26 protein-coding genes are annotated in these 23,550 nt (G+C 43.1%); 21 read left to right on the top strand and 5 right to left on the bottom strand.

Translation table 11 applies throughout. From position 1 onward, the window contains the following. Position 1 precedes the first annotated feature (1 nt). Positions 2–1,396, top strand: coding sequence for a RagB/SusD family nutrient uptake outer membrane protein (locus tag J7E57_RS08875; protein WP_215127158.1), 1,395 nt, complete (start codon positions 2–4; stop codon positions 1,394–1,396). A 9-nt stretch (positions 1,397–1,405) separates the two neighbouring features. After that, positions 1,406–1,996: a TlpA family protein disulfide reductase gene (locus tag J7E57_RS08870; RefSeq protein ID WP_215127155.1), complete on the top strand. Its 591-nt coding sequence runs from the start codon at positions 1,406–1,408 to the stop codon at positions 1,994–1,996. 47 nt (positions 1,997–2,043) lie between these two features. On the opposite strand, the gene J7E57_RS08865 is transcribed toward J7E57_RS08870, so the two are convergent. After that, complete coding sequence (locus tag J7E57_RS08865; RefSeq protein ID WP_215127153.1) at positions 2,044–2,394, bottom strand: hypothetical protein; 351 nt, start codon at positions 2,392–2,394, stop codon at positions 2,044–2,046. 260 nt (positions 2,395–2,654) lie between these two features. Beyond that, on the bottom strand, positions 2,655–2,792 hold the full coding sequence (locus J7E57_RS08860) for a hypothetical protein (protein ID WP_215127151.1): 138 nt from the start codon (positions 2,790–2,792) through the stop codon (positions 2,655–2,657). 138 nt (positions 2,793–2,930) lie between these two features. Between J7E57_RS08860 and J7E57_RS08855 the strand changes: the two genes are divergently transcribed. Both J7E57_RS08855 and J7E57_RS08850 read left to right on the top strand, forming a co-directional pair. Then, positions 2,931–3,950, top strand: coding sequence for a histidine kinase (locus J7E57_RS08855; protein ID WP_215127149.1), 1,020 nt, complete (start codon positions 2,931–2,933; stop codon positions 3,948–3,950). After that, the gene (locus J7E57_RS08850; protein ID WP_215127147.1) at positions 3,947–4,645 is read left to right on the top strand and encodes a LytR/AlgR family response regulator transcription factor; all 699 of its coding nucleotides are present in this window, start codon (positions 3,947–3,949) and stop codon (positions 4,643–4,645) included. The genes J7E57_RS08855 and J7E57_RS08850 overlap by 4 nt, the downstream gene beginning before the upstream one ends. A gap of 14 nt (positions 4,646–4,659) precedes the next feature. On the opposite strand, the gene J7E57_RS08845 is transcribed toward J7E57_RS08850, so the two are convergent. Both J7E57_RS08845 and J7E57_RS08840 read right to left on the bottom strand, forming a co-directional pair. After that, on the bottom strand, positions 4,660–7,431 hold the full coding sequence (locus J7E57_RS08845) for a lantibiotic dehydratase (protein WP_215127145.1): 2,772 nt from the start codon (positions 7,429–7,431) through the stop codon (positions 4,660–4,662). A gap of 167 nt (positions 7,432–7,598) precedes the next feature. Continuing rightward, positions 7,599–8,642, bottom strand: a complete 1,044-nt coding sequence (locus J7E57_RS08840; protein WP_215127143.1) for a Fic family protein — start codon at positions 8,640–8,642, stop codon at positions 7,599–7,601. Positions 8,643–8,919: 277 nt separating this feature from the next. Here J7E57_RS08840 and J7E57_RS08835 point away from each other — a divergent pair, with 277 nt between their 5' ends. From J7E57_RS08835 to J7E57_RS08825, 3 genes are all read left to right on the top strand, one after another. Next, positions 8,920–9,750: a hypothetical protein gene (locus tag J7E57_RS08835; protein ID WP_215127141.1), complete on the top strand. Its 831-nt coding sequence runs from the start codon at positions 8,920–8,922 to the stop codon at positions 9,748–9,750. Between the two features lie 105 nt (positions 9,751–9,855). Further along, the gene (locus tag J7E57_RS08830) at positions 9,856–10,506 is read left to right on the top strand and encodes a Crp/Fnr family transcriptional regulator (protein ID WP_215127139.1); all 651 of its coding nucleotides are present in this window, start codon (positions 9,856–9,858) and stop codon (positions 10,504–10,506) included. Between the two features lie 298 nt (positions 10,507–10,804). After that, positions 10,805–11,638 carry an RteC domain-containing protein gene (locus J7E57_RS08825; RefSeq protein WP_215127137.1) on the top strand — a complete coding sequence of 278 codons (834 nt, stop codon included), beginning with the start codon at positions 10,805–10,807 and terminating at the stop codon, positions 11,636–11,638. A 125-nt stretch (positions 11,639–11,763) separates the two neighbouring features. Here J7E57_RS08825 and J7E57_RS08820 read toward each other — a convergent pair whose 3' ends face one another. Then, a complete protein-coding gene (locus J7E57_RS08820; protein ID WP_215164958.1) occupies positions 11,764–11,925 on the bottom strand; it encodes a hypothetical protein in 162 nt (53 codons plus the stop codon). Positions 11,926–12,001: 76 nt separating this feature from the next. Here J7E57_RS08820 and J7E57_RS08815 point away from each other — a divergent pair, with 76 nt between their 5' ends. The 14 genes from J7E57_RS08815 to J7E57_RS08750 all read left to right on the top strand — a co-directional run bounded on the left by J7E57_RS08815 (position 12,002) and on the right by J7E57_RS08750 (position 23,543). Beyond that, complete coding sequence (locus J7E57_RS08815; RefSeq protein ID WP_215127135.1) at positions 12,002–12,490, top strand: hypothetical protein; 489 nt, start codon at positions 12,002–12,004, stop codon at positions 12,488–12,490. Between the two features lie 70 nt (positions 12,491–12,560). Beyond that, positions 12,561–13,697, top strand: coding sequence for a hypothetical protein (locus J7E57_RS08810; RefSeq protein ID WP_215127133.1), 1,137 nt, complete (start codon positions 12,561–12,563; stop codon positions 13,695–13,697). Between the two features lie 279 nt (positions 13,698–13,976). Further along, positions 13,977–14,312 (top strand): DUF4134 domain-containing protein, encoded by a 336-nt coding sequence (locus J7E57_RS08805; protein WP_215127131.1) that lies wholly within the window; start codon positions 13,977–13,979, stop codon positions 14,310–14,312. An 8-nt stretch (positions 14,313–14,320) separates the two neighbouring features. After that, positions 14,321–14,770, top strand: coding sequence for a hypothetical protein (locus J7E57_RS08800; protein WP_215127129.1), 450 nt, complete (start codon positions 14,321–14,323; stop codon positions 14,768–14,770). 18 nt (positions 14,771–14,788) lie between these two features. Continuing rightward, a complete protein-coding gene (locus J7E57_RS08795) occupies positions 14,789–15,109 on the top strand; it encodes a DUF4133 domain-containing protein (RefSeq protein WP_215127127.1) in 321 nt (106 codons plus the stop codon). A 1-nt stretch (position 15,110) separates the two neighbouring features. After that, on the top strand, positions 15,111–15,869 hold the full coding sequence (locus tag J7E57_RS08790; RefSeq protein ID WP_215127125.1) for a hypothetical protein: 759 nt from the start codon (positions 15,111–15,113) through the stop codon (positions 15,867–15,869). Between the two features lie 22 nt (positions 15,870–15,891). Beyond that, positions 15,892–18,348, top strand: coding sequence for a TraG family conjugative transposon ATPase (locus J7E57_RS08785; protein ID WP_215127123.1), 2,457 nt, complete (start codon positions 15,892–15,894; stop codon positions 18,346–18,348). Positions 18,349–18,358: 10 nt separating this feature from the next. Further along, positions 18,359–19,036: a conjugal transfer protein TraI gene (locus J7E57_RS08780; RefSeq protein WP_251029863.1), complete on the top strand. Its 678-nt coding sequence runs from the start codon at positions 18,359–18,361 to the stop codon at positions 19,034–19,036. A gap of 27 nt (positions 19,037–19,063) precedes the next feature. Further along, on the top strand, positions 19,064–19,705 hold the full coding sequence (locus J7E57_RS08775; RefSeq protein ID WP_215127121.1) for a hypothetical protein: 642 nt from the start codon (positions 19,064–19,066) through the stop codon (positions 19,703–19,705). A gap of 22 nt (positions 19,706–19,727) precedes the next feature. Continuing rightward, positions 19,728–20,366: a TerB family tellurite resistance protein gene (locus J7E57_RS08770; RefSeq protein ID WP_215127119.1), complete on the top strand. Its 639-nt coding sequence runs from the start codon at positions 19,728–19,730 to the stop codon at positions 20,364–20,366. Between the two features lie 10 nt (positions 20,367–20,376). After that, the gene (gene traJ, locus J7E57_RS08765) at positions 20,377–21,621 is read left to right on the top strand and encodes a conjugative transposon protein TraJ (RefSeq protein ID WP_215127117.1); all 1,245 of its coding nucleotides are present in this window, start codon (positions 20,377–20,379) and stop codon (positions 21,619–21,621) included. Between the two features lie 11 nt (positions 21,622–21,632). After that, on the top strand, positions 21,633–22,250 hold the full coding sequence (gene traK, locus J7E57_RS08760; protein ID WP_215127115.1) for a conjugative transposon protein TraK: 618 nt from the start codon (positions 21,633–21,635) through the stop codon (positions 22,248–22,250). Positions 22,251–22,253: 3 nt separating this feature from the next. Then, on the top strand, positions 22,254–22,709 hold the full coding sequence (locus J7E57_RS08755; protein WP_215127113.1) for a hypothetical protein: 456 nt from the start codon (positions 22,254–22,256) through the stop codon (positions 22,707–22,709). 21 nt (positions 22,710–22,730) lie between these two features. Beyond that, positions 22,731–23,543: a DNA-methyltransferase gene (locus J7E57_RS08750; RefSeq protein ID WP_215127110.1), complete on the top strand. Its 813-nt coding sequence runs from the start codon at positions 22,731–22,733 to the stop codon at positions 23,541–23,543. Positions 23,544–23,550 lie beyond the last annotated feature (7 nt).

Raw genomic sequence — 23,550 nt, 5'->3', positions numbered from 1 at the left:
CATGAAAATGAAAATTTATCTTACGCATATTTTTATGCCCCTTATTTTGGCCGCCCTGACCTGTGTTTCCTGTAATAAGTTCCTTGATATCGAACCACCGGAAAATCAGGCAGAACTGAGTAAAGTCTTTGCAGATGACCAATCCGCCACATCGGCCACCGTTGGGCTATATTACCAAATGGCTGCCAGCAGCCTTTCATTTTGTAACGGTGGCATTACCCTATATGCTGGTTTGTCTGCTGATGAAATTACCAATAGTAATCCAAGCCCCAGCCATGAGTTTTTCAGGGACAACTCCATACTGACAAATAACACGACTATTAACTCAACTTTTTGGTCAAATCCGTTCAAAAATATTTACCATGCCAATGCCGTCCTTGAGGGTTTAAATAATTCGGCAGCCCTTACACCTTCAGTGAAGAAACAGCTTCGTGGAGAAATGCTCTATGTCAGGGCGTTGCATTACTTTTTCCTCGTGAACTTATTTGGTGATATACCTCTTCAAACGGGTACGGATTACGAGGTTAACGGCCTTATGCCGCGTACTCCATCCGCAAAAGTTTATGACCAGGTGGTCGCTGACCTGCTGGAAGCCAGGCTGCTTTTATCTGACAGCTATGCTGCATCAACCAATACACGGCCTAACAAGGATGCTGCTGCTGCGCTTTTGGCGCGTGTATACCTTTTCCTGGGCCGATGGCAGGATGCTGAAATCATGGCGTCGGAAGTGATCTTATCCGGCAGGTATTCATTGGAACCCCTTAACAATGTTTTTTTGTCAGGCTCAAAGGAATCCATATTTTCAATTACCAAGGTTTCAGGAAATGTCAGTGAGGGTGCAACCTTCATTCCTTCTTCAGCAACGGTGAGGCCGACGTTCTCTGTTACCAGCCATCTCCTGCAGGCGTTTGAAACTGGAGATAACCGAAAAGCGATCTGGCTGAAAAGCAATACGGTTAGCGGAACACCATATTTTTATCCCTTTAAATATAAAGCCAGGACGGCAACCCCCATCACAGAATGGTATATCGTACAAAGGCTCGCTGAACTCTACCTTATCAGGGCTGAGGCAAGGGCAGAACTTAATAATCTTTCTGCCGCAATTGATGATATTGACCTGGTGCGGGCAAGGGCCGGGCTTATTAAAATTAAAACAAGCAACCCGGCTATTGGTAAAAACGATCTGCTGATTGCAATTCTAAAAGAACGGCGGGTCGAATTGTTTGCCGAATGGGGGCACAGATGGCTGGACTTAAAAAGAACAGGCACTATCAACGCAGTATTGGGGCCGGTCAAAGCTCCGAACTGGCAGCCTGCCGACGCCTTATATCCAATCCCTTTAGCTGAGATACTTAAGAACCCTTCCTTGAGTCAAAATGATGGTTATACTAATTAAAAGAAAAAAATGAAGAATTTAATTTACGCAATAATGTTTTTTGCTTTTACTCAGAGTTATGCGCAAAACACCAACGAATTTCCAACAGTCGGAAAACCGATGCCGGATTTTCACCTAAATGATGTTAAATACTATCCCAGGAAAAAAGTTTCCTTAAATGATTTCAAAGGGCAATGGTTGATTTTGGATTTCTGGAATCAATATTGTGGCGTTTGCCTGTCAAGCCAACCAAGAATTAATAATCTCCAGAAGAAATTCAAGGGAAAGGTTCAGTTTTTATTAGTTGGATATACAGGTTCGCAATACATAAAGGTTTCAAATGATACATCAATCCGACGGTTATATGAGCGACAAAGACTAAGAGAAAAACTATCGCTCGCAATTGCTTACGATTCCACGTTGATGCACCGGTATAATATACGCGCAACACCTTATTTGATCATTATTGATCCCAGGGGGATTGTTCAGGGAATTACAACGGTAGTAACCGAAGAAAATATAAATGATCTGATGGCCGGAAGGCGTGTAACGCTACCGCAGGCTTACCTGCGGGGAGAACGACAAAAAGCTTTAACGGCCAGGCCTGATAAGATGAACTAAGTATAAAAGGGTATAACCGGCCATCGCCGGTTATACCCTTTTATTATCTATGGTTGCACATCAGTCTTTACCTGATCCGTACCGGCATTTCCAGTCGGCAGTGACGGTGCAGAGGCAAATCCGCGAAGGCAATCATAATTAGCACCATTAGGGCATTCATCCAATTGTTCAGCGTCGTTTTTATCACCGGTTAAGATTGCAGCAGAGCCGCTTTTGATATATCCATTCGGATATACAGATGGATTGTCATAAGAAACAATATACCACTGGAGCGTTTGACCGGCTGTAGATTTTGCTTCAGTTGGCGTTTCAGTTTTGGACTCACCTTTTGGATTACCGGCAAATGACAATGTTGCAGCAGCCATTATCAGGCTTCCTGTTAATAATAAGCGTTTCATAATTAAGATTTGAATTTGGTTAACAAATAATTACACAAAAATCAAGATGATAGAATTGTACTAAAGGAATGGATAAGGACGCTATTGCGGCTTCAAAGAAGTGCTTTTACTAGCAGTTAAGGGTTTGGTTTGAAATTATGTGGATATAAATTTACCTTAGTAAGAATTTAGGTTTTACCTTTGATATAAGAGATTTTATATTTTTATAGCAGGAATCTTTAAGTATGCCGGTATCCACCGGCATACAAATCCAATTGCGTCTATCCGCAGGTTTTACTTACCGTAGGTAATGTATAAACGGTAGTTCCTGCCGACATCTGGTCTACTGCACCCTTTTTCTTTTGGAATGTAAAAACAGTTTTTCTATCTGCTCTTACTGGTTGATTTTGTTTTTTCATGTTGTTAAATATGTTTGGTGATTAATTCTATAGTAAAAATAGCAAGCGATGGGGCCTCATTTTTATTTATTTCCTGAAGCTGCCTTTTCTATGCATGAAAGTGCCGATTAATTTCATATTATAAAAAATTAGATACCTATGAAAGTAAAATCTCTTAAACCAATTGCGCTACATCTGTTGATTATCAGCCTCTTTGTTTGCTATGAAATCTCAGTAGTGTTATTTATGCGATTATCGGTGATCGGTGTGCAATATTTCCTTCCGTACTATGTCCCGGACCTGTTGTTGTTTTATGTCAACGCATTGTTGATTATGCACCTCTGGCGACGAGGAAATAAAAGCGTTGCTATACTTTTAATCTTATTGGAGCTGCTTTGTCATTTCGGGATATACCTGGCGGTTGATAACATGGTTAACCACCGCCTGCTTATTGAAACCAAAACGAATGATTATATAAGGATCAGCTACAGGAGCATTTATGTATTCGGCATAAGCCTGACTTACTGGCTTGTCATGCGCAATAAAAAGCAGGCACAGGAAATATACGATCTCAGGCTACAGGCATTGGAATTACAGAACCGGCAGGTGGTCCTTGAAAATGCTTACCTCCGTTCGAAAGCCAATCCTCATTTAACCTTCAATGTCCTGGACGTGCTGTATGGGAACCTTGAAAAAAAGATGCCTGATGAAGCTACTGTAGTCAAGCTGCTGACTGATACAATGGACTATGCAATAGCTGGTATAGGAGATGACGGGAAGGTTACACTTGGCGAAGAAATAGAGCACGTCAAAAAGATAATTGCTTTATACCAGTTTCTGAACCTGAATTTATATCCGGTACAGTTTACTATTGAAGTCTCTGATGATGACAAGCAGTTAAGGGTTCCTCCGCTCATCCTGGCAACACTCGTTGATAACATTTTCATGCATGGTTATCTTACGGATAAAGAATGCCCGGCAACGATCATACTGGCATGTAACAACAATAAGCTTTCCTTACACCAAAGCAACGCAATAGCAAAACGTGAAAGGGGATCACATGGCCTCGGATTGGCGTTTGTCCGCAACTGCCTTGCTTTTTATTATGCTGATCGTTCCGAACTGGCTATTACAGTTGAAAATAATATTTACGCTGTTAACCTTTCTATTGACTTATGAGCTTAACCTGTTTTATTGTAGATGACCATAGGGCCAACGGTGAAAAAATAGCGGAATACGCTAAGAGGGCTGGCCTTACCGTTTTGGATGTCGAAACGGATTCGACGGTTGCCTTTGAGAAGATAAAAGCTATGGCCGTCAAGCCTGATGTCGTTTTCATGGATATTTCTATGCCTGGAATGAACGGGTTGGAAATGGCCGAAAAGCTGGAAGATATTGCACCGATCATTTTCACGACTGCCCACCGGCACTATGCAGCGGAATCTTATAAGCTCGATGCTGTTTATTATTTGGTAAAGCCAATAACCTACAATGATTTCAAAAAAAGCGTTGATAAATTGAGGGAGAACATTGCTGCGAAGGAAAGCCAGGCCAAGCCCCGAAAGGAATATATTAAGATTCCGGGTCACGGAAAAAGCGGGTTTATCAGGTTAAAGACTGATGAAGTCATATACCTGGAGTCCGCCCAGCACTATGTTGAGGTACACACTACCAGTAAAAATTACATCACCCATAGGTCCATGAATGCGCTTCTGGATGAACTTGGCGGACTGCCTTTTGTCCGGGTACATAAATCCTTTGCCGTCAATGTTGAAAAGGTAGTAGAACTAAAAGACAATACCATTCACCTCAGCGACGGATCGAAGGTAGATCTGGGCAGTACTTTCAAGGATGATTTTCTCAGTTTATTGTAGTAAAAGATGTGCACTTACTGCATTGCCTTTTGCCGTTGCAGGTCCTTTACCAGGAAATAATAAAACACCATTTCGTGGCTTCTTTGATGGTCACAAAACAGCCGGTTGATATGCATATGCACCAGGTCGGTAAAGATCGAGGCTTTTTTAAATTCAGGGCAGTTCCTTAAAACATTCAGGAAAGAATTTTCAAATGCTTTTCTCGCTATTAATAGTACAGTATTCAGCGGTTCAAAATTATTGTCCCGGTACAGGTTGTATTCCTTGTTAAGTTTTTTAAAATCTTCCGCCTGTAAATGATGTTCCTTATTAAAGGACTCGGAATTATGCCTTACTATGCGATGCAGCGTTTCATCTTCAAATACGCCGCTACCAGCAATCATCTCCAATAATTGAATGCACAGCCTGTATTTAGTGAGTGCATCAGGATCATAAGAAAGCAGCGCCATAACAAAGCTGCTGTCACGCCCAAAATGCGCTTCGATATCTTCCATATTTGCCGGTCCGTACCGGCCAACTTCCCGGCGGTATATATTGATCCTTACATCAGCAACTATACCGCTTTCTATCTCTTCTTTGAGGGCTTCGGATAAGCCAGCGGTTAAGGAGTGCCCTGATTTGGGATCATTCAATCTCAGGCGCAGGCGGATATGGTAGCCTCCTTCATTATAGCGTATAAAAAACCAAGTTCTTATGTTTGCCTTATTGGTATCCAAAAATGGCTGTATTTTTTCCTGCAACAATTCATCTGCCCTGTGGGGATGGCAGAAAATCTCATAATAGAGCCACTCTCCCCCTGGCGGGAATAGCTGGGTAATTTCATTGTTTGCGGCATTTGGTGTTGGCACTACGGCATGGTATATGTTTTGTTTGTGCGTTAGGTTCAGTATGAATTGTCCCAGGTAAGGGTTGCCTTCAATATCGCCGATAATACTCTGTTTTGGAATTGGCGTTTCCTCTATTATCAAATACTTTTCCTTACCAAGAAGCTGGTATAAAATTTCCAGGTCGTTTTCACTTCTAAGATCAAAGCAAAGCGTCTGGTCACCGGTACCGGTCCGGGCATAACGGTAAACCTCTAACCCGGTTGTATACTGCTTGAAATTTGAATAGCTGCCAAATTGCTTAGCCTGTAGTTTCCATTTCCTGGGGGACAAAATGATATTGCGGAACCGAAGTTCGGGGTAATAGTCCAGATCGGGTAACAGGGAATCCAGGGACAGATTGAGGTTTACTTGCAATCCCTGGCGTTGCAGGTCACAAAGCAGGCGGAAAACAGGTAGATCTGAACGTTGATAATTATAAGCGGAAGATAACCTTGGCATCAGCCGCTTGCCCATCTGTTTTGACCGTAGTATAAGATCTTTGCCCCGTACCGAAATTAAAAGATCAGTTAGTGCCAGGGGGTTTTCAGAAGTATCATAGTTCAATAAATTTAGCTGGTAGGGATAAATGGATTCCCTGCGGTTGATGTTGTCTACTTTATTTTCTGCCGTATATCCAACGTCAAAGAATATCACTTCAGCATTGGCCTGTTGCTCTAAATCTGCCAGCTCCCGGCAAAGGCAATGCACCTGGTTACTTGCTAATGTGAACCTGCCATTTAAACTGTTCGCCGTGGCCCCGCCTAAATTTTCTATCCGGACTTTTCCGCCGCTAACCGTGCACATCAGGCTTATCGTGTTGGCAATGGACATTTGTGGTTGCGGATATGGAAGGTCAAGCTGTTCGAGGTCTATAGAAGGGCTGCGGGATTTGCCGCCACCTGCAACAGATCTGATCAGTAGCTTTTCTAAATTGTTCTCAGTCTTTGGCTGTGCAGACCTGCCCTGGGCTGTAATGAGTCCCCCACCTGTTCCGGCCTGTTCCAGCTCATCGTACCCTACCCCGGCTTCGGGGTCTAGGGCAAGCATGAGCGGGATTTCCTGCTGTTCAAACCGCTTAACAAAGCGGGAGATAAAAGTACTTAATACTGTATCTTCCGCAGGGGGCAGGAAATACTTTAGCTGTTCTACCAATGCCGGGACGTGGCGGAATATACTGGCGTCGATGCATCCTGCAATGGGCTTGCGTTCTGAAAGAATATAATCATTTGCTGCAAGGCTATGGTTGATGCCCTGCCTTTCGAAATAATCCTGGCCAATAATATTGGATTGGCCGGAGTGCAATAACAGTTGAACAGACAGGAGGTACTCGATTTGGGAAAGGAACTGCTGCCGGTCTTCAGTTGCTATGGCTGTTAGTAATGAGGATATTTTTACAGGCTTCAAACATTGCAGCAAAATAGCTGTCCGTTCCTGGCTGTATTGGATTTCCGATAATTGGAAAACGCCATCTTCAAAGTAGACATACCTGATGTTGCTGCCAAGCCTGTAAAATGTGCTGTTGACAAAAAGCAATTTATCCTGTTCAAGTGTTTCGTTAAAAGCCATTGTCAGTTTATCCTTAGTGCTCCAATCGGGAAAACGATGGATGATAAGGTTTTTATCTATCGTTAAAACTGATGGAACGGATTGCTTGCCAAGATGTGCGCAGCCAAAGGCCGCAAATGTACCATAGGGTGTAGCCCTGAATTTTGCGCGGTTAAAATATTTCCATATCGTTTGCTTTACCGGCTGCGGTAACTTTTCTAATTGATCCGCCGTTATGTCTTTAATAACCTCATAGAAATCCGTAGAAGATAAGCGAATTGCTTCTTTAAGTTCAGGCCAACTGCTTTTTAGATCAGCATTCAGGGGGAAACGGGGTATACGGTAGATTATGGTTGGATGGATGGCTATTTTCATATATATACTTAGTCAGTAAAAATGAAACGAACCCTTAGCCATAGCCCTTTTTCTTTAATTTATCTGTGATTTACATCTTTTAATGGCCCGCATTTACATCGTATGATGGGCCTATTTTTTTACATTAATTTATTTAAAGACAATGGAATGGTCTCCTAAAAAGAATTTTACCGGGTATAGAAGGTTCCTTTGCCTACTCCATGTTTTTGAAGCTGTTTTTGTAAGGCCAAATTTTCCAAATGCTTTTTGATCGTATTCCTATTAGCCCCGGTAATCGTAACAATATTACTAATAGTTACTTGTCCCCTGGATTTTACCAGTTCTAAAATGTCTACTGACAATTGTGGAAGTTGCCCCAAGAGTAAATATTCCTTCTCCAGTTTTGTCTCCAATCTTTGTTTTTGCTTCAATAAGGCTTTCAAAAAAAACAATACCCAAGGTTGCCAATCAGGGGCGTCGTTTTCCAATGTTCCCTGAGTTTGTCGAAGTGCCAGATAATATCCTTCTTTGCTATGCTCAATGATTGATTCAAGTGAACTATATGGCACATACGCATATCCTGCTGATAACAATAAATAAGTAGTCAATACCCTTGAAAGTCTGCCATTGCCATCTTGAAACGGATGTATGGCTAAAAATTCTACAACAAAAATAGCCGTAATCAATATTGGATGTAATGATTTATTAGCCAGAGTTTCATTTGTCCATTCCATTAAATGTTGCATTCTTAATGGTGTATCAAAAGGGCTCGCTGTAACAAAAATAACCCCCACACTTTTACCACTGGCATTAAACGCCTCTACCTGATTACTATGTTTTTTATATTCACCACGATGACGGGAGTCTTTATCACTATATTTCAATAAGTCTCTGTGAAACTGACGTATATAATTTTCAGTAAGAGGAATTTCCTCGTAATTCTCAAAAACGGTATTCATTACTGCGGCATAACCCGCAACTTCCTGTTCGTCGCGATTTTCAAATTTTTGAATCTGCAAATTAGAGAGCAGCACTTCTACTTGTCTGTCATTTAACTTACTACCTTCTATGCGGGTTGACGATCCTATACTTTCGATAGTAGCGACTCTTCTTAAAGAGGTTAATTGTTCAGGCGCGAGATTACCTAATACCTTCCATGTACCTTTAAATTCATCTATACCAGAAATTATGCTTAAAATTTCAGGTGTTATTCTAAGTGAGTTGATGTTCATTATCCAAAAATATACCCAAAAATACCCATAAAAACATAAATACCCAAAAAGATATCCATAAACACCCATAAGTGCTTGATGTAGGCCATTAAACAATGTATAAGTTGGCCATCAAAGATGAAAATCACATTATCCCAGATTGATGAACGGCCATAACCTTAAAGTACCCCTGTCCGGATACATGTTCGTCTATAGCAACGATAAATATTACTTATAATTCAATATCGATATTTATTTTACTTTTAAAGAGAATTTTTCTGGTTCTAAATGAGTAAGTATGAAGTTCAATTGTTTTATTCTACACTCCGATCCTGCCTTTTTAAAAATCGCATCATTGATCGACAGGCATCCCCGCCTGAAGCTGATGCCTGTTGAAAAAAACATAAACGCAATTTCGTGCAGGACGTTCCCCACTGAATTTAGCCCGGACATTACCTTTATTGAGTATCATACCTTCCGCAATCATTACGACCGCTTATTCACATTGATCAAAAAAAGTAGTATGGTTGTTTTGCTTAGGCATGAGCAGCAAACGCTAATAGAGCAGTTGGAGGACGTGGATTTTAGTATTCCTTTTGTAACCAATAATAAAGGTTTTTGTAAATGGATTAGCCTTTTCATAACAACATTTGAAAGTTCAATATACCACATACCTAAATTTACCAAAAGAGTTGAAAGGGTTGCGGGTTTAAAAAAGAACGCGCTCATAAACATATCCGTGGAGGACATCGTAACTGTTGCGAATCATGGGGGGATATGTTATATCGGTTTACTGGATAGAACTATACTTTCCAGCCATACTTTCGCAGAACTGTTCATGCTCTACAGGGACGATAATTACATTCAGATATCGGAGGAAGTGGTTGTCAATATGAGGCATTGTGACGGATTTTGTATGGATATTGTCAGAATGGCTAACGGAGAGGACTATCAAGTTGGAAAACGCTTTCGATTATCATTCTGGGAGGACTATATCCGGCCTGGGTTCATAGACTCCCAGGCAGAGATATTAAAATGGAACAAATTTTTCAGGTCTACAGATGAGCGCTATACTTCCGGAATAAGGAATGAATGCCTGGAAGACAACCGTATCTTTTTAAGTAATTAGTGAAAAACTTAAGTGTAGCATCGCATTTTGAACATTGGCAATATCCAATGCTTTTCAATGGCTTGATTTTGTTGGCGTATTGCTATTTTCATTAATAATATTCTCATGGAAGGCGAATTATTTGACAAGCCGTTTGAACCCGGGGGGAATACGGATATCAATGCCGCTTATGACGGGATATTTACCATGTTCTCTACTCTTGTGCCTGACCTGCCTGCCGCTTTGTACGACCGGTTCAGGAAGGTTACCTTTCCTATCAGCTTCGCTAAGGACCAGGTAATCCTTGACTACGGGGAAATCTGCAAACATGCCTACTTCGCAATTTCAGGGCTTGTGCGATTGACAAGGATTCTGACAGGTCGCGGGGAGACTACTGTCATGTTTTTAACGGAGGGGGACATACTGGTCTCTCCGAAGAGTTTCTACAAACAAACCATGAGCGTTGAAAAACTCACCGCCTTAATGGATACTTTCTGCATTGCATTACCCTGGGAAGAGCTTCAAATTTTATATCGGGATTTCATTGAAGCCAACGTTGTGGTCAGGCTTCTTACGGAACAATATTATCTGCAGGCCCTGGAACGCGCGACCTGGTTTTACGAAAGCCCGCAGGTGCGGTATGGGCACGTACTTACCGCCTATCCAAAACTGGTGCAGCATGTATCAGTTAAGGAACTCGCCAGTTATCTCGGAATTGCCCCCGAAACGCTCAGCCGCATCCGCAACCGCATTTCCCGCAAAAGAAGGAAACCCTGAATTGGCATACCCTTTTTTCGTTTTTCCTTAACAGTTTGTCCCTAAAAAGATGACTTAAATCATCATGCGTCTTGAGTGCCGCCTCTATTTTTGTGAAAGTATAAGTTCACAAATTGCCAATAAACTCATGAATATTTCTACTCCGTTTCTGCGCGAAGTACTTCATGGCCAAATTTTCCTGCCTGGCAGTATTTTGATATCCTGATGCTATAAAGGATGCAGTTCAATATCTAGTTTCGTCCATCATCCGGAGACAATAAGTATAAGTTACATTATCGAACCAAATACCAAATTAATTATGGATCAATTATCGAAAGACCTACTGAGCCGTATGTACGCCGAACTTCAAAGGATCGCAGCAGATACAGACAATGATCTGCAACAGGCAGAACAATCTTACTATGCTGTGGAATCAGCTATCAGGGATTTAAAAGGCCATGTTGCAACGCACGATTTTAAAGACGAAGCAGAGGAGATCAGGTTCTTTAAGGAGATCAAACCTATGTTTCTCAAAGAACTCGTTTATTATACTGAGCTGTATTATATTGAATCCAATAAACCTGTAGGCAGCACCGATTCGGTCAAGCGGTACTATAGCAAAATCCTGGAATCGTTGGCCGCATTTTTTGAAAAGAACAGGCTTTTGTACAATTATTACCGTTCCGATAAATCGGACATGGATGAAATATATTTCCTGCGGCGGGTTTCGCTGCCACCGCAACAGCCGGTATACACCCTTGACCTTGATCCAGGTTTTTGCACGCCCCACAGTAACCGTCTCGGTAAAATCCTGGCCTTTGCAGAATTAAATAATTTTCTCAATCAAGCCCTTAGCGATGAGCCGCAGCAGTCCTCGCCCGCAGAAAACCGGAAGAAGCCAAACAGGGTATGGAAGGCAGCGGTCGTTTCTTTATTTGAGGTTGGCCTCGGTATCTGGAAAAGTGGCGCAGTAACACAAGGCCCGGGCGGATTTCAGCAGTTTATGCTGGACCTTGGCGACTTTTTCAATGTCAAGGTCGGTAATGTATCCAGGGTTGTATTGGGTATGAGCTATCGCAAAAAAGGAAGGACACCGTTTTTACGGTCCCTGGTAGAAGTGACTGAACGAACCTTTGACGAAAGAGATTTGTGATCATAAAATTTTTGAAAAGCCCGGCTGACCGCCGGTTTTTTTTTGCCCCAGCGGGATGAGGCCCTGCTGCTAAGCCAAATATTTCTAAAAAACGTAAACAGCAACCTTGCTAAAGGTTGTTGCCACTACGGGCGATATACCTTATCGTTCCTGTCGGCACTTCCGAAATCTCCAACAAAATGCTGTCCCGGGCGACAAAGAGAACCTTGTACGCCTAAAAAATTATCAATGTTTTTACAAAAATAAATTTCAGCAACGTTGCTGCATGCTGTCAATACAGCCTTCATTTCCGTTGCAATTTTGCTTCAGAAACAAAGGGGAAAATGGTTTCCCTGATTTAAAAAACAATAAAAATTGAAAGCAATGTTGGAAGCAATTACATGGAAGGAATACCTCGCAGGATTGGCAATAGTTCTCATTGGCTATTATGCTATCATCGGCTTTTTAATCCACAGGAACGGGATCAATATTACGGTGAAAAAAAGCCCGGACTCCGATAGTCTGAAAAAGGATGGCTCCGCTCCATCTTATGAAGAACAATACTTCATTTCACCTGATGGAGACGAAGATAAGGACGCTGGCGAAGAAGACAAATCAGAAAATTTATTTGATGAACTCGAAGAGATCGTGACCGATATACGTCACAGCATCCTGGAGGGGGCAGGCAAAGGGGCCGACAAGGATATGCTGCTGGAGCAGCTTAAATCCAGGGTGGCAGACTATGGCGGGTTGCGCCAGCCTGCCTACCGGGTTGCCCTGAACAATTTCATCATACAGCATGCAGAAAGTATTTGCGGGGTCGTGTTCAGTGAGGACGATCTGGAGGAGGCTTGGGCGACACTTCCCCGCTAATGTAACCAACAGGAGATGATCCGAACCTGTAGAAAAAAGAGTAACCTATTTCAAATTTTTAGAAAACGTGATGAAAAGAAAATTTTATCTGATGATGTTGGCCGTACTGGCGACAACTATGGGCCTGATGTACGCCTGTAAACGAAGTGACGGAATGGAGCCGGACCAGAAACTGGTTGGAAACATAAGCAGTACCGTCCCGAATATTGAAAAGGGAGGCCCGGATGTGTATAACGGCTGGCTCCGCTTCCCTTCACTGGAAAGCTTTAATAATACTATGAACATTTTGCATGGTAAATACGAGGCACCAAAACAACTTGCGGAATGGGAGCAGTTGTATAACCGGCAGGGGTTTTTGTCTCTAAGAAAATTGTATGAGCAGATCGACGCGGATACCTCCGAAGACCGGAGGGCGCCTACCGTTGATTCCCTGGTCAAAAGCAATCAATTATTTTATTGCCCTGATTCATGGTTCGCAGCGGTATTGAATAAGGATGGCAATATTCAGATTGCGGATACTATATATAGTTTCCGGGCTACGCCAAAGAACCAGGAGGGTTATGCTATACCTGCAAAGTACGCCGTTGAGCTGGTAAGAGGTGTGGAGCCTATGCAGATTCCTGGTGCGAAACTTCACCGTATCTCTTTTGACTTTTTGGAATTTCCACAATGGCAGTGGCCGGACGAATGGCATGTACCACAGCCAGGAGATCCTATTGTGATACCAAACCTTCCGATATGCCAGTACCCTTCAGGCAATATGCCTAACTGGTGGGGGCAAAGCGGAGGTGATATTTACGAAGGCAATGATGGCACCAACTTTCCGGAGCACAATGGCAGGACGGTTAAGTTAAACTATCATCGCTGGAGAGTCGGTTACATTTTTTACGCCAGTGCCGGTATCAGGCTGAAAATGCTGAAGCACACGCGATTTGCAGGATGGCAAAGTGTCACCTATGCTGATGAAATGGTGATGGATGCATGTTGCAAGGGTAAGGTGTTCATACCAGGATTGCCTTTAATTCCTTTCAATGAGCAGGTAAGCCCCGGCTGGCCAAACTTTGCAAGGTACGCAGAGAACAATTTTGAAAAGACGATGAAGTGGACTGCAAGCGGGGTTTTCAACGAAATCATACTGGAGCATTTCAACTTCCATTTCAAAGTCAATTACAGGGGCAGGATTGCTGAAAGATATATCAGGCAGTAAGCAGTATAAAAATATTGCGGGGCAGCCAGGATTTGAGTAAGGGAGATGGTGTTTTAGGTAGGCGGTTGCCCCGCCAGGTTTTTGCCACCAAAGCGTGAGTTTGGTTTTGGTTGATGGTTCCTTTGGTGGCGGCTTTCCCCGCCCCTTGTCCTGAGCAGACAGGGGCCCGGGAAAGAAAAAAGAATATACCGGGGGCACAGGTAGCGGGTGAAAAGGAGAGGTTGGAACTGTTGCTTCCGGTATTTATAAAACATAGTGTGTAAGATTAAAAACGTGAAGATGGGAATTGTGAGAAAGGTATTGGGCAGAGGCTCAATTGAAATCAAATGCGCTGTTGCAACACTGCTGCTGTCGGCGCTCAGTTTATATGCATCCGCCCAGGATGGCAATGCGGGAATTAAAGCAGCCAACGATCAGGTACGCAGCTACTTTGTTCAGGGTACTAACCTGATGTATGCTGTCGGCGCATTGCTTGGGCTGATAGGAGCGGTGAAGGTCTACCAGAAATGGAATGCAGGCGACCCGGACACGAGCAAGGTGGCCGCTGCGTGGTTCGGAAGCTGCGTGTTCCTCGTGGTTGTGGTTACCGTAATTAAAAGCTTCTTCGCTGTATAGTTATGGGCATGGGAAAGTACATGGGCTATAAGGCCGAAGCCAAAGTAGTCAGTCAGGACGGGGTATTGCCAACTGTAGACATATCAGGGGTTCAATTTTACGCAGACATCATTAAGCATGAATTCCGCCAGGTTTCCAATCCTTCAAACCGCATCTCAATGGGTGGCATTAAAGAGCAATTTGGCTTCAGCCATTTTCTGTTTGACCGCCGGACAAAGAATATCTATACAGGCGATCCGAAGGGGAACATTCCTGAGCATGTAGATATCATTCTCGTGCCGCCGGTTAAAGACATAGACCCTGTTGGCCTGGCAAGGCGGTACGGATATCGGGAGGATCATTTTACCGCTTTACGCAATCGTGGTGATCTGGTACTGACGTCACTTAGAAAGGTTGTCAAAAACGGGGATGAGGATTCATTGGAAGAAGGAAAAGAGGTAAACATAAGAATACGATAACGATTTAAAAATCAGGACATGGCAATCAGCATTTACCAGGTAAATAAGGGAATTAATAAAAGCATTGAATTCAAAGGTTTGAAGGCGCAATATATATGGTACCTCGGTGCGGGGATTTTGATATTGCTCATTCTCTTCTCAGTGCTGTACATCATCGGCATCAGCCAGTACATCTGCATGGCCGTAGTACTCTCCGCAGGCTCAGGGCTTGTGTATCAAGTTTATGGCCTTAGCCGAAAATACGGGGAGCATGGAATGATGAAGGCACTGGCCCGGCGCAGTGTCCCCAAAATTGTGAAAGTTAACAGCCGTAAAGTATTCAGAAAAGGAGGAGCATAACATGGCAAGGAAACTACCGGAAATCGAGCTGGGGGCGACAATCTTTTTATTTGATGTTGCATTCGCAGAATTAAGGCAAAAGGATGATCCGTTAAATACAATATCATTCTACGATATGAAAAACATGGGTTCGCATTATGAGGCGAAGTATAGCCCGGCCCACAAATGCATTTCAGAGTATGGAGAAGACACGATCCTGATCCATGTTCCGCAAATGGTTCATGCAGACCCGGAAGGCATCGCCTTAAAGTATAACATGGCAGTAGCAGACCTGCCGGAGTTTGACAGGGACTTAAGGTGTTCTGAAGCCCTGTTCCAGGAAAGGATACAAGGGAGGCTGCCGCTGGTTAAGATCGGGGCGGATGATTACACCGTTGATTGGCGCCTGAAAGAAATCAGGCTGTTTAAAGAACCCTGGAAAAACATTAGCCTGCGCGATCTGGATATGAACAGGACCGGGGACAAATACCTCTTCTTCTATCATCCGCCTTCAAAATCAAAGGTGGACCTGACGGAGGACATTACTCAGATGCCCCTGGATGTAATCCTGGTAGCACTGCCCTTCGAACTTCACATTGATCCGGTAGCAGTTGCCAGGGAACACGATCTGGATGAGCGGACTTTCGTAAATTTTTATCCGGTACAGCAAAAGGTCGAAGTACCATTATACCCATTATCCGTGACCGGGATACCCAAACGGATCGAGGAAAATTTATTGAAGCAAAAGAGCGTAATGGGCAAAGGGATGGGTTTGAATTAATTTTCTAATAATAAATGTGCAGATGGAAAAGTGGTTGGATGATCTGATACCTGTAATGGGGGTAGAACACGATTGTATATTAAGTAAGCAAGGCGATATTACGGTTGCCTTTAAGGCAGAGCTTCCGGAGATTTTTACCCTATCGGATCATGAATATGAGGCGTTTCACCAGGCATGGGTCAAAGCAATTAAAGTCCTGCCAAAACATAGTATCCTTCATAAGCAGGATTGGTTCAGGGATACGCAGTACAAGCCGGATTTCTCCGGAAAGGATAACAGCTTTTTATCAAGGAGCAGTGAACGGTTCTTTAATGAACGGCCATTCCTTGACCACTCCTGTTACCTGTTCCTGACAAAGAAACCGGACGGCAGAAAAGCCGGAAGTTCATTGTTCTCCAATTTACTCAGAAGGAGCATCGTACCGCAGCAGACAATCAATGCAGGTATGTTGCAGGATTTTCTGGATTGCTGCGGACAGTTCCGCCAGATACTTGAAGACAGCGGGTTCCTAAAACTTACCCGTCTAAATGATAATGACCTGTACAGCCATAAAAGGAAGATGGGGATCATTGAACAGTATTGCTTCCTCGCAGAAGAGCAGGATACCTTTTTAGTAAAAGATATCCGGTTCGGGGACAACATACAGATTGGGGCACAGCATTGCCAGTTATATACCCTCGGGGATGCGGCGGACCTGCCTGCCCTATGCGGGAGCAGGATCAATTACGATAAATACAGTACGGACAGGACAAAATTCTCTATTGGTTTTGCCGGAAGCCTTGGCCAGTTGCTGCCCTGTAATCATATCTACAACCAATATGTGTTTATCGACGATGCGCAAAAGACACTGAAGAAACTGGAAAGCAAAAGGCTTCGCCTTCAGTCGCTTTCGGCCTACAGCCGTGAGAACAGTATATCAAGGGATGCAACAAATGATTTTTTAAATGAAGCCATTGGGGAGCAACGGCTACCGGTAAAGGCGCATTACAACCTTTTGGTCTGGACCCATGATAAGCAGGAATTAAAAGACCTGAAAAACCAGGTGAGTTCTGCGCTTGCCCAAATGGATGCGGTAGCCAAACAGGAAACGGCAGGTGCGGCACAGATATTTTGGGGCGGTATTCCGGGCAATGAAGCCGATTTCCCGATGAATGACACCTTCGATACTTTTTCAGAACAGGCCAGTTGCTTTTTCAATATGGAAACAGGTTACAGGAGTTCCCTAAGCCCTGTCGGTATCCGGCTCGGTGACCGGCTTACCGGTAAGCCCGTTCATGTTGATATCAGTGATGAACCCATACTAAAGGGCATCTGTACAAACCGCAACAAATTTATCCTGGGGCCATCCGGCAGCGGAAAATCATTCTTTACGAATCATATGGTCCGTAGCTATTATGAACAGGGAACCCATATTGTCCTTGTCGATGTCGGGCATAGCTACAAAGGCTTGTGTGATATGGTCGGCGGGTACTACTTCACTTATGAAGAAAATAACCCCATCCGTTTCAATCCTTTTTATATCGGCAAAGGGGACAGCCTGGATACTGAGAAAAAGGAAAGTATCAAAACCTTGCTGCTGGCATTATGGAAAAAAGACGATGAGCAGTTTAAGCGTAGCGAATATGTTGCCTTATCAAATGCAATATCAGGGTATTTCGCCTTTCTGGAAAAGAACACGAATGTGTTTGCGTGTTTTAATTCATTCTACGAATTTCTTAAGGAAGAATACCTGCAAATCCTGGCTGCTGATAACGTAAAGGAAAAGGATTTTGACATCAACAACTTCCTGTATGTCCTGCGCCCTTACTACAAAGGCGGTGAATTTGATTACCTCCTGAATGCAACGGAGAACCTGGACCTGCTCCGGGAACGGCTGATCGTATTCGAGCTGGATAATATAAAAGACCACCCGATTTTGTTCCCTGTGGTGACGATCATTATCATGGAAGTCTTCATCAACAAAATGAGGAAGCTGAAAGGCATCCGTAAGATGATCCTGATCGAGGAAGCGTGGAAGGCACTGATGAAAGAGGGCTTTGCGGAATACATCAAGTACCTGTTTAAAACAGTAAGGAAGTTCTTTGGTGAAGCGATCGTGGTAACACAGGAGATCGAAGATATTATCAGTTCAACTATAGTAAAACAAGCGATCATCAATAACGCCGATTGCAAAATCCTTTTAGACCAGAGCAAGTACCAGAATAAGTTCGATGCCATACAGGAGCTTTTAGGTTTAACGGAAAAGGAAAAAGCATTGGTGCTTTCGGTGAACAAGGCAAACGATCCTTTCAGAAAATATAAAGAAGTATTCATTAGCCTGGGCGGGATGTCAAGCAAGGTTTACCGGACAGAAGTATCACCAGAAGAATATTACGCCTATACCACTGAGCAAACAGAAAAAGTAAAAGTCGCGGAGTACGCAAGCCGCTACGGCAGCATACAAAAAGGTATCGCCGCATTGGTCAATGAATTAAAATAAGAGTGATAGTATGAAAACGAGCAGAATAATTATGGCATTGGTATTTGTTTCACTGTTGGTATCCTCAACAGGGTCACATGCGCAGATACCTATAATAGATGCCGCAAAGGCAGCGATTAAAAAAGTGATCAAAGCCATTGACCTGAAGATCCAGCGCCAGCAAAACAAAGTGATCTGGTTGCAGAATGCACAAAAAACTTTGGAAAACGCGATGTCAAAAGCAAGGCTGGAGGATATATCGGACTGGACACAAAAGCAGAGGGACATCTATAAAAATTACTTTGAAGAACTCAGCAAAGTAAAGACTGTGATCGGTTATTATCAAAAGATAAGAAGTATCACACAGCAGCAAATCAGGTTAGTGGAAGCTTATAACCGCGCATGGAACCTGCTCAGGAAGGACAAGCACTTTACCGTAAAAGAAATTGAGTACATGGGAAAAGTTTATGCCGGTATCCTTGGTGAAACGGTAAAGAACGTTGACCAGATGCTTATGGTCGCCAATTCTTTTAAGACACAGATGACCGATGCAAAGCGGATGGAGATCATCGCCTCAGCAGAGCAGAAGACACAGCAAAACTATACTGACCTTTTAATTTTCAATAATCAGAATGCCCTGCTCAGCCTGAAAAGGGCGAAAAGCGAACACGAAATAAATGTGGTCAAAGCAATGTACGGGATTAAGTAAGTGATGGCTTTAATTAATACAGCAGGGATGAAAAAGATAATATTATTAATACTGGCGTTGGCCATAGTACCGGCCACAAAGGCACAAACATTTGATGAATGGTTCCGGCAGAAAAGCACGCAGCGGAAATATCTTTTGGAGCAGATTGCCGCGCTCCGGGTATACGGCAGCTACGTTCAAAAGGGCTACAAGATAGCACAGAAGGGGCTTAACACGATCGGGCAAATAAAAGACGGGGATATAAACCTGCACCGCATTTATTTCAATTCTTTAAAGGATATAAACCCATCGGTCAGGAACTACAAAAGAACCGGGGACATTATTACTATTCAGAACGATATCCGAAGGGAAACTGAAAACAGCAGGAAAGTAGTATCAAAGACTGAAGTGCTAAGTAACGAGGAAAAAAATTACCTCAACGGGGTTTATGCAAAGTTGGAGAGAGATTGCCTGTTAACGCTTGATGAACTGGAAGCGGTGATCACCAGCGGCAAACGGGAAATGAAGGATGATGAGCGCATAGAACGTATAGACAAACTCTTTGCCCAATCCCAAAACCAGTACCGTTTTATAAAGGATTTCAGTTCAGGGATCTCAGTCCTTATCAACGAAAAAACCGCTGAAGCCAAGGAAATAGAATTACAGAAAAAGTTATACCAAATCAATTAATAGTTTACCAATAAGAGACTGTATGAAAAAGATACTTGCAATAATGACATTGCTAATCTGTATGGCCGGAGGGCAGCAAAGGGTTTTTGCGCAAGCCGACGAGATTGCCCAGTTAGCACTTAATATAGAAAAACTAGCACAGCTAAAGTCAATCCTTAGCGACCTTAAAAAAGGCTATACCATTGTGAGCAGTGGCTACGGAAAGATTAAAGATATATCAGAAGGGAATTTCCAGATGCACGAGCTGTTCCTTGACGGGCTGCTTGCCGTTAGCCCCGAAGTCCGCAAATACCAACGGATACCGGATATTATTAATTACCAGCTCAGGCTTGTAAAAGAATATAAAGCTGCCTTTGGCCGGTTCAAGTCCTCAAAGGCTTTCAGCGCATCAGAGATCAGGTATATGGCAAACATTTATGAAAAGCTGTTTAAGCAGAGCGTAGACAACCTCGAAGAACTCACTACAGTGGTAACGGCGGGCAAGTTACGCATGAGTGATGATGAGCGGATAAAAGCCATAGACCGGATATACGAGGATATGGAAGACAAGTTGTCTTTTCTACGGCATTTTAATAATAACACATCCATGCTGGCCCTGCAACGTGATCGTGAACTGCACGATATCGAAGCCGTAAAGACCTTATCAGGAATTAAACAGTAATCCTACTATTATGAAAAAATATTTAGCTGCCGCAATCATTGCGGTAACGGGAATACTATTCCCTGCAATAAGCCACGCTCAAAGCGGCCTTGCTGAAGATATAGGAAGCCTTCAATCAGTCCTTGACAATCTATATAACGAAATGTTACCCATGTGCGGCGACCTTGTTGATGTCGGACGGGGAATAGCTGGTTTTGCTGCGACGTGGTATATCGCATCAAGGGTCTGGAGGCACATTGCAAATGCAGAGCCAATTGATTTTTATCCTTTATTCCGTCCGTTCGTGCTTGGGTTCTGTGTTATGTGGTTCCCCGCAGTGCTTGGGATGATCAACGGAATTATGCAGCCTACGGTTACCGGTACCGCTATTATGGTTAAAAACTCTGATAAAGCAGTAGCGGAATTATTAAAGGAAAAGGAAAAAAAGGTTAAGGAATCTGAGGCATGGAAAATGTTTGTCGGCGGAAATGAGCAAGGCGATATTGACCGCTGGTACCGTTACACGCATAACAATGCTGATTTCGATGATGCAAGTATGTTTGGAAGCATTGGTGCTGAGATGCAGTTTGCAATGGAGAAAGCATACTATAAGTTCCGCAATTCTATTAAGCAATGGATGTCCGAGATTTTGCAGGTCATCTTCCAGGCTGCGGCCTTATGTATAAATACCCTGAGGACATTTCAGCTCATCGTGTTAGCGATCCTGGGGCCTCTTGTCTTTGGCATTGCAGTCTTTGACGGCTTTCAACACACCCTTACCGCATGGATCGCAAAGTACATAAATGTCTTTTTATGGCTACCGGTTGCAAATATTTTCGGGGCAATAATCGGCAAGGTACAGGAGCACATGCTTAAACTTGATTTGAAGCAGGTACAGCAGACCGGTGACACTTTCTTCAGCTCCAGCGATGCAGGATACTTAATATTTATGCTGATCGGGATCGTCGGGTATTTCACGGTGCCCTCTGTTGCAAACTCTATTGTAAATGCCGGTGGTGGTGGCGCAATGCTACAGAAAGTAACCAGCCTTACCTCATCATCGGCCAGCGGCGCAGGCAGCTTTGGCGCATCAACGGGGAAGGCAGCGGTAAATAAGGCTTTAGGTACCGCCGGTGCGATTGCAAATATTCCCAACGATATTCAAAGAGGGTACAATGGTGAAGCTGGCCAGGGTGCAACGGGCAGTATTGGTGCGGGAATCGGAAGGTCGGGTGCGTACCTGGCAGACAAACTAAAAGGTAAATCAAACGGATAAAAAAAGAGCACATGTTCACTAAAACAAAAAATATCGACACAGCATTCAGGCACATTAAAAGATTTTCCATTATAGTTATTTCCATTTCTGTACTGCTTAGTGCGCTTACCATATTTAAGGCATTTCAAACGATCAGTGTATTGCAGAGTAAGGTGTATGTGGTGGCAAACGGCAAGGTGCTGGAGGCTTATGCTGCTGAAAGAAAAGATAATATCCCGGTAGAGGCTAAGGATCATATCCGGACTTTCCATGAGTTCTTTTTCACCCTTTCGCCTGATGAAAAACTGATACAGGCCAATGTAACCAGGGCTTTATACCTCGCAGATGGATCAGCGAAAAAGCAATACGACAACCTTAAAGAAAGCAACTATTACGACAACATCATCAGCGGTAACTTAAGCCAGGTAGTCAGCATGGACAGCATTACCCTCAACCTCGACCAGCAGCCTTATTCCTTCCGGTTCTATGGGAAACAGGTCATAACCCGCACAACTTCCATTGCTACAAGGAGCCTTATCACGGAAGGTTTACTCAGAACGGTTTCAAGGTCTGATAACAACCCGCATGGGTTCTTAATTGAACGCTGGAATATTATAGAGAATAAGGACATCGACATTAAAACCAGATAGAAGATGATGAAGAATAAAGATCAGGTGCGGGAGAAGGAACAGAAAAAGAAAGGACCGGCTGAATGCATTGCATTTATAGTCCTGAAAGTACAGAGCAAATGGGCCGGAGGCATGCAAAGGCTCACTTCCGGTTTAAGCACCAGGGCATTGAAAGTATGGGTAATTAATATAGCAGTGCTGGCCACATGCTACTCTGCGTTCATTATTTATGCCGCATTATGGCAGTCGGATAATTTGTTTCCCAAAATAGAAAGCATACAGAAGCCGCTAATGCCGGTAGGGAAAAATGATTATAAAAAGCAGGATGATACGCTGATGTTACTGCGGATGAAAAATTTTCATAGATATCTTGATAGCATGGGTAAGTCGGAGTCAGGAAGGAAGGCAAGGGATAGTTTCCTGCAACAAAGACCCGGGCTATTGGATAGTCTGCACCATCTTGAAGAGTTGCTGAAGTAGATGTTAAATAAAAAAATTGAAATGGAATTTGTGAACAAGATAATTGAAGGGGACTGCATTACTGTATTGCCATCACTTCCAGAACATAGTGTCGATATGATTCTTTGTGATTTGCCCTATGGAATAACACAGAACAATTGGGATACGGAGATAAACCTCGAGAAACTATGGATGCAATATAAGCGGATTATCAAACCTCATGGAGTAATTGCCCTTACTGGTCAGCACAGGTTTACAGGGACATTAATTAATAGCAATCCTTCCTGGTTTAAGTATAAAATTGTTTGGATAAAGTCAAAGGCAGGCAATTTCTTAAATGCCAACAAACAGCCCTTACGCAGGCACGAGGATATATGCATTTTCTACAATAAACAAGCTACTTATTATCCTCAGAAAATACAGGGCAAGTCCTATAACAGAGGAATCCGAAAAGATAATAAATCAGGGTCGTATGGCAATTTTGGAACATTTCATTGTAAAAATATGGATGGTAAACGCTTTCCCTCAGACGTATTATTCTTTGAAGAAAATTTGCAGGATTGGATTTATTGTACGACTGCGGAAGTAGATGGCACCTTTCATCCAACACAGAAGCCTGTTGCTCTTGGGCGATGGCTCATACGTACCTATTCACGGCCTGGTGAAATTATTTTGGACAATGCCTGCGGAAGTGGAAGCTTCCTTGTCGCTGCTGCATTAGAACAACGTAGGTATATAGGAATTGAAAAGAATGATCGGTCACAGCATATGGGACGAGCAACTGATTATATAGCAATAGCGAGGGAAAGGATTGCTGCAGCCGAAAAGGCTACAAGCAATATTGGTAACTGGTAATATTTAA

The organism is Pedobacter sp. ISL-64, assembly GCF_018613605.1.
Classification (GTDB): Bacteria; Bacteroidota; Bacteroidia; order Sphingobacteriales; family Sphingobacteriaceae; genus Pedobacter.
The sequence above is the reverse complement of the archived record's forward strand: the minus strand, read 5'-3'. Positions and strand labels throughout refer to the sequence as shown.

Excerpts from the sequence above, each read along its gene's own strand:
- J7E57_RS08875 (WP_215127158.1), top strand. The coding sequence starts at position 2 with ATGAAAATGAAAATTTATCTTACGCATATTTTTATGCCCCTTATTTTG.
- J7E57_RS08870 (WP_215127155.1), top strand. The coding sequence starts at position 1,406 with ATGAAGAATTTAATTTACGCAATAATGTTTTTTGCTTTTACTCAGAGT.
- J7E57_RS08865 (WP_215127153.1), bottom strand. The coding sequence starts at position 2,394 with ATGAAACGCTTATTATTAACAGGAAGCCTGATAATGGCTGCTGCAACA.
- J7E57_RS08860 (WP_215127151.1), bottom strand. The coding sequence starts at position 2,792 with ATGAAAAAACAAAATCAACCAGTAAGAGCAGATAGAAAAACTGTTTTT.
- J7E57_RS08855 (WP_215127149.1), top strand. The coding sequence starts at position 2,931 with ATGAAAGTAAAATCTCTTAAACCAATTGCGCTACATCTGTTGATTATC.
- J7E57_RS08850 (WP_215127147.1), top strand. The coding sequence starts at position 3,947 with ATGAGCTTAACCTGTTTTATTGTAGATGACCATAGGGCCAACGGTGAA.
- J7E57_RS08845 (WP_215127145.1), bottom strand. The coding sequence starts at position 7,431 with ATGAAAATAGCCATCCATCCAACCATAATCTACCGTATACCCCGTTTC.
- J7E57_RS08840 (WP_215127143.1), bottom strand. The coding sequence starts at position 8,642 with ATGAACATCAACTCACTTAGAATAACACCTGAAATTTTAAGCATAATT.
- J7E57_RS08835 (WP_215127141.1), top strand. The coding sequence starts at position 8,920 with ATGAAGTTCAATTGTTTTATTCTACACTCCGATCCTGCCTTTTTAAAA.
- J7E57_RS08830 (WP_215127139.1), top strand. The coding sequence starts at position 9,856 with ATGGAAGGCGAATTATTTGACAAGCCGTTTGAACCCGGGGGGAATACG.
- J7E57_RS08825 (WP_215127137.1), top strand. The coding sequence starts at position 10,805 with ATGGATCAATTATCGAAAGACCTACTGAGCCGTATGTACGCCGAACTT.
- J7E57_RS08820 (WP_215164958.1), bottom strand. The coding sequence starts at position 11,925 with ATGAAGGCTGTATTGACAGCATGCAGCAACGTTGCTGAAATTTATTTT.
- J7E57_RS08815 (WP_215127135.1), top strand. The coding sequence starts at position 12,002 with ATGTTGGAAGCAATTACATGGAAGGAATACCTCGCAGGATTGGCAATA.
- J7E57_RS08810 (WP_215127133.1), top strand. The coding sequence starts at position 12,561 with ATGAAAAGAAAATTTTATCTGATGATGTTGGCCGTACTGGCGACAACT.
- J7E57_RS08805 (WP_215127131.1), top strand. The coding sequence starts at position 13,977 with ATGGGAATTGTGAGAAAGGTATTGGGCAGAGGCTCAATTGAAATCAAA.
- J7E57_RS08800 (WP_215127129.1), top strand. The coding sequence starts at position 14,321 with ATGGGAAAGTACATGGGCTATAAGGCCGAAGCCAAAGTAGTCAGTCAG.
- J7E57_RS08795 (WP_215127127.1), top strand. The coding sequence starts at position 14,789 with ATGGCAATCAGCATTTACCAGGTAAATAAGGGAATTAATAAAAGCATT.
- J7E57_RS08790 (WP_215127125.1), top strand. The coding sequence starts at position 15,111 with ATGGCAAGGAAACTACCGGAAATCGAGCTGGGGGCGACAATCTTTTTA.
- J7E57_RS08785 (WP_215127123.1), top strand. The coding sequence starts at position 15,892 with ATGGAAAAGTGGTTGGATGATCTGATACCTGTAATGGGGGTAGAACAC.
- J7E57_RS08780 (WP_251029863.1), top strand. The coding sequence starts at position 18,359 with ATGAAAACGAGCAGAATAATTATGGCATTGGTATTTGTTTCACTGTTG.
- J7E57_RS08775 (WP_215127121.1), top strand. The coding sequence starts at position 19,064 with ATGAAAAAGATAATATTATTAATACTGGCGTTGGCCATAGTACCGGCC.
- J7E57_RS08770 (WP_215127119.1), top strand. The coding sequence starts at position 19,728 with ATGAAAAAGATACTTGCAATAATGACATTGCTAATCTGTATGGCCGGA.
- traJ (WP_215127117.1), top strand. The coding sequence starts at position 20,377 with ATGAAAAAATATTTAGCTGCCGCAATCATTGCGGTAACGGGAATACTA.
- traK (WP_215127115.1), top strand. The coding sequence starts at position 21,633 with ATGTTCACTAAAACAAAAAATATCGACACAGCATTCAGGCACATTAAA.
- J7E57_RS08755 (WP_215127113.1), top strand. The coding sequence starts at position 22,254 with ATGATGAAGAATAAAGATCAGGTGCGGGAGAAGGAACAGAAAAAGAAA.
- J7E57_RS08750 (WP_215127110.1), top strand. The coding sequence starts at position 22,731 with ATGGAATTTGTGAACAAGATAATTGAAGGGGACTGCATTACTGTATTG.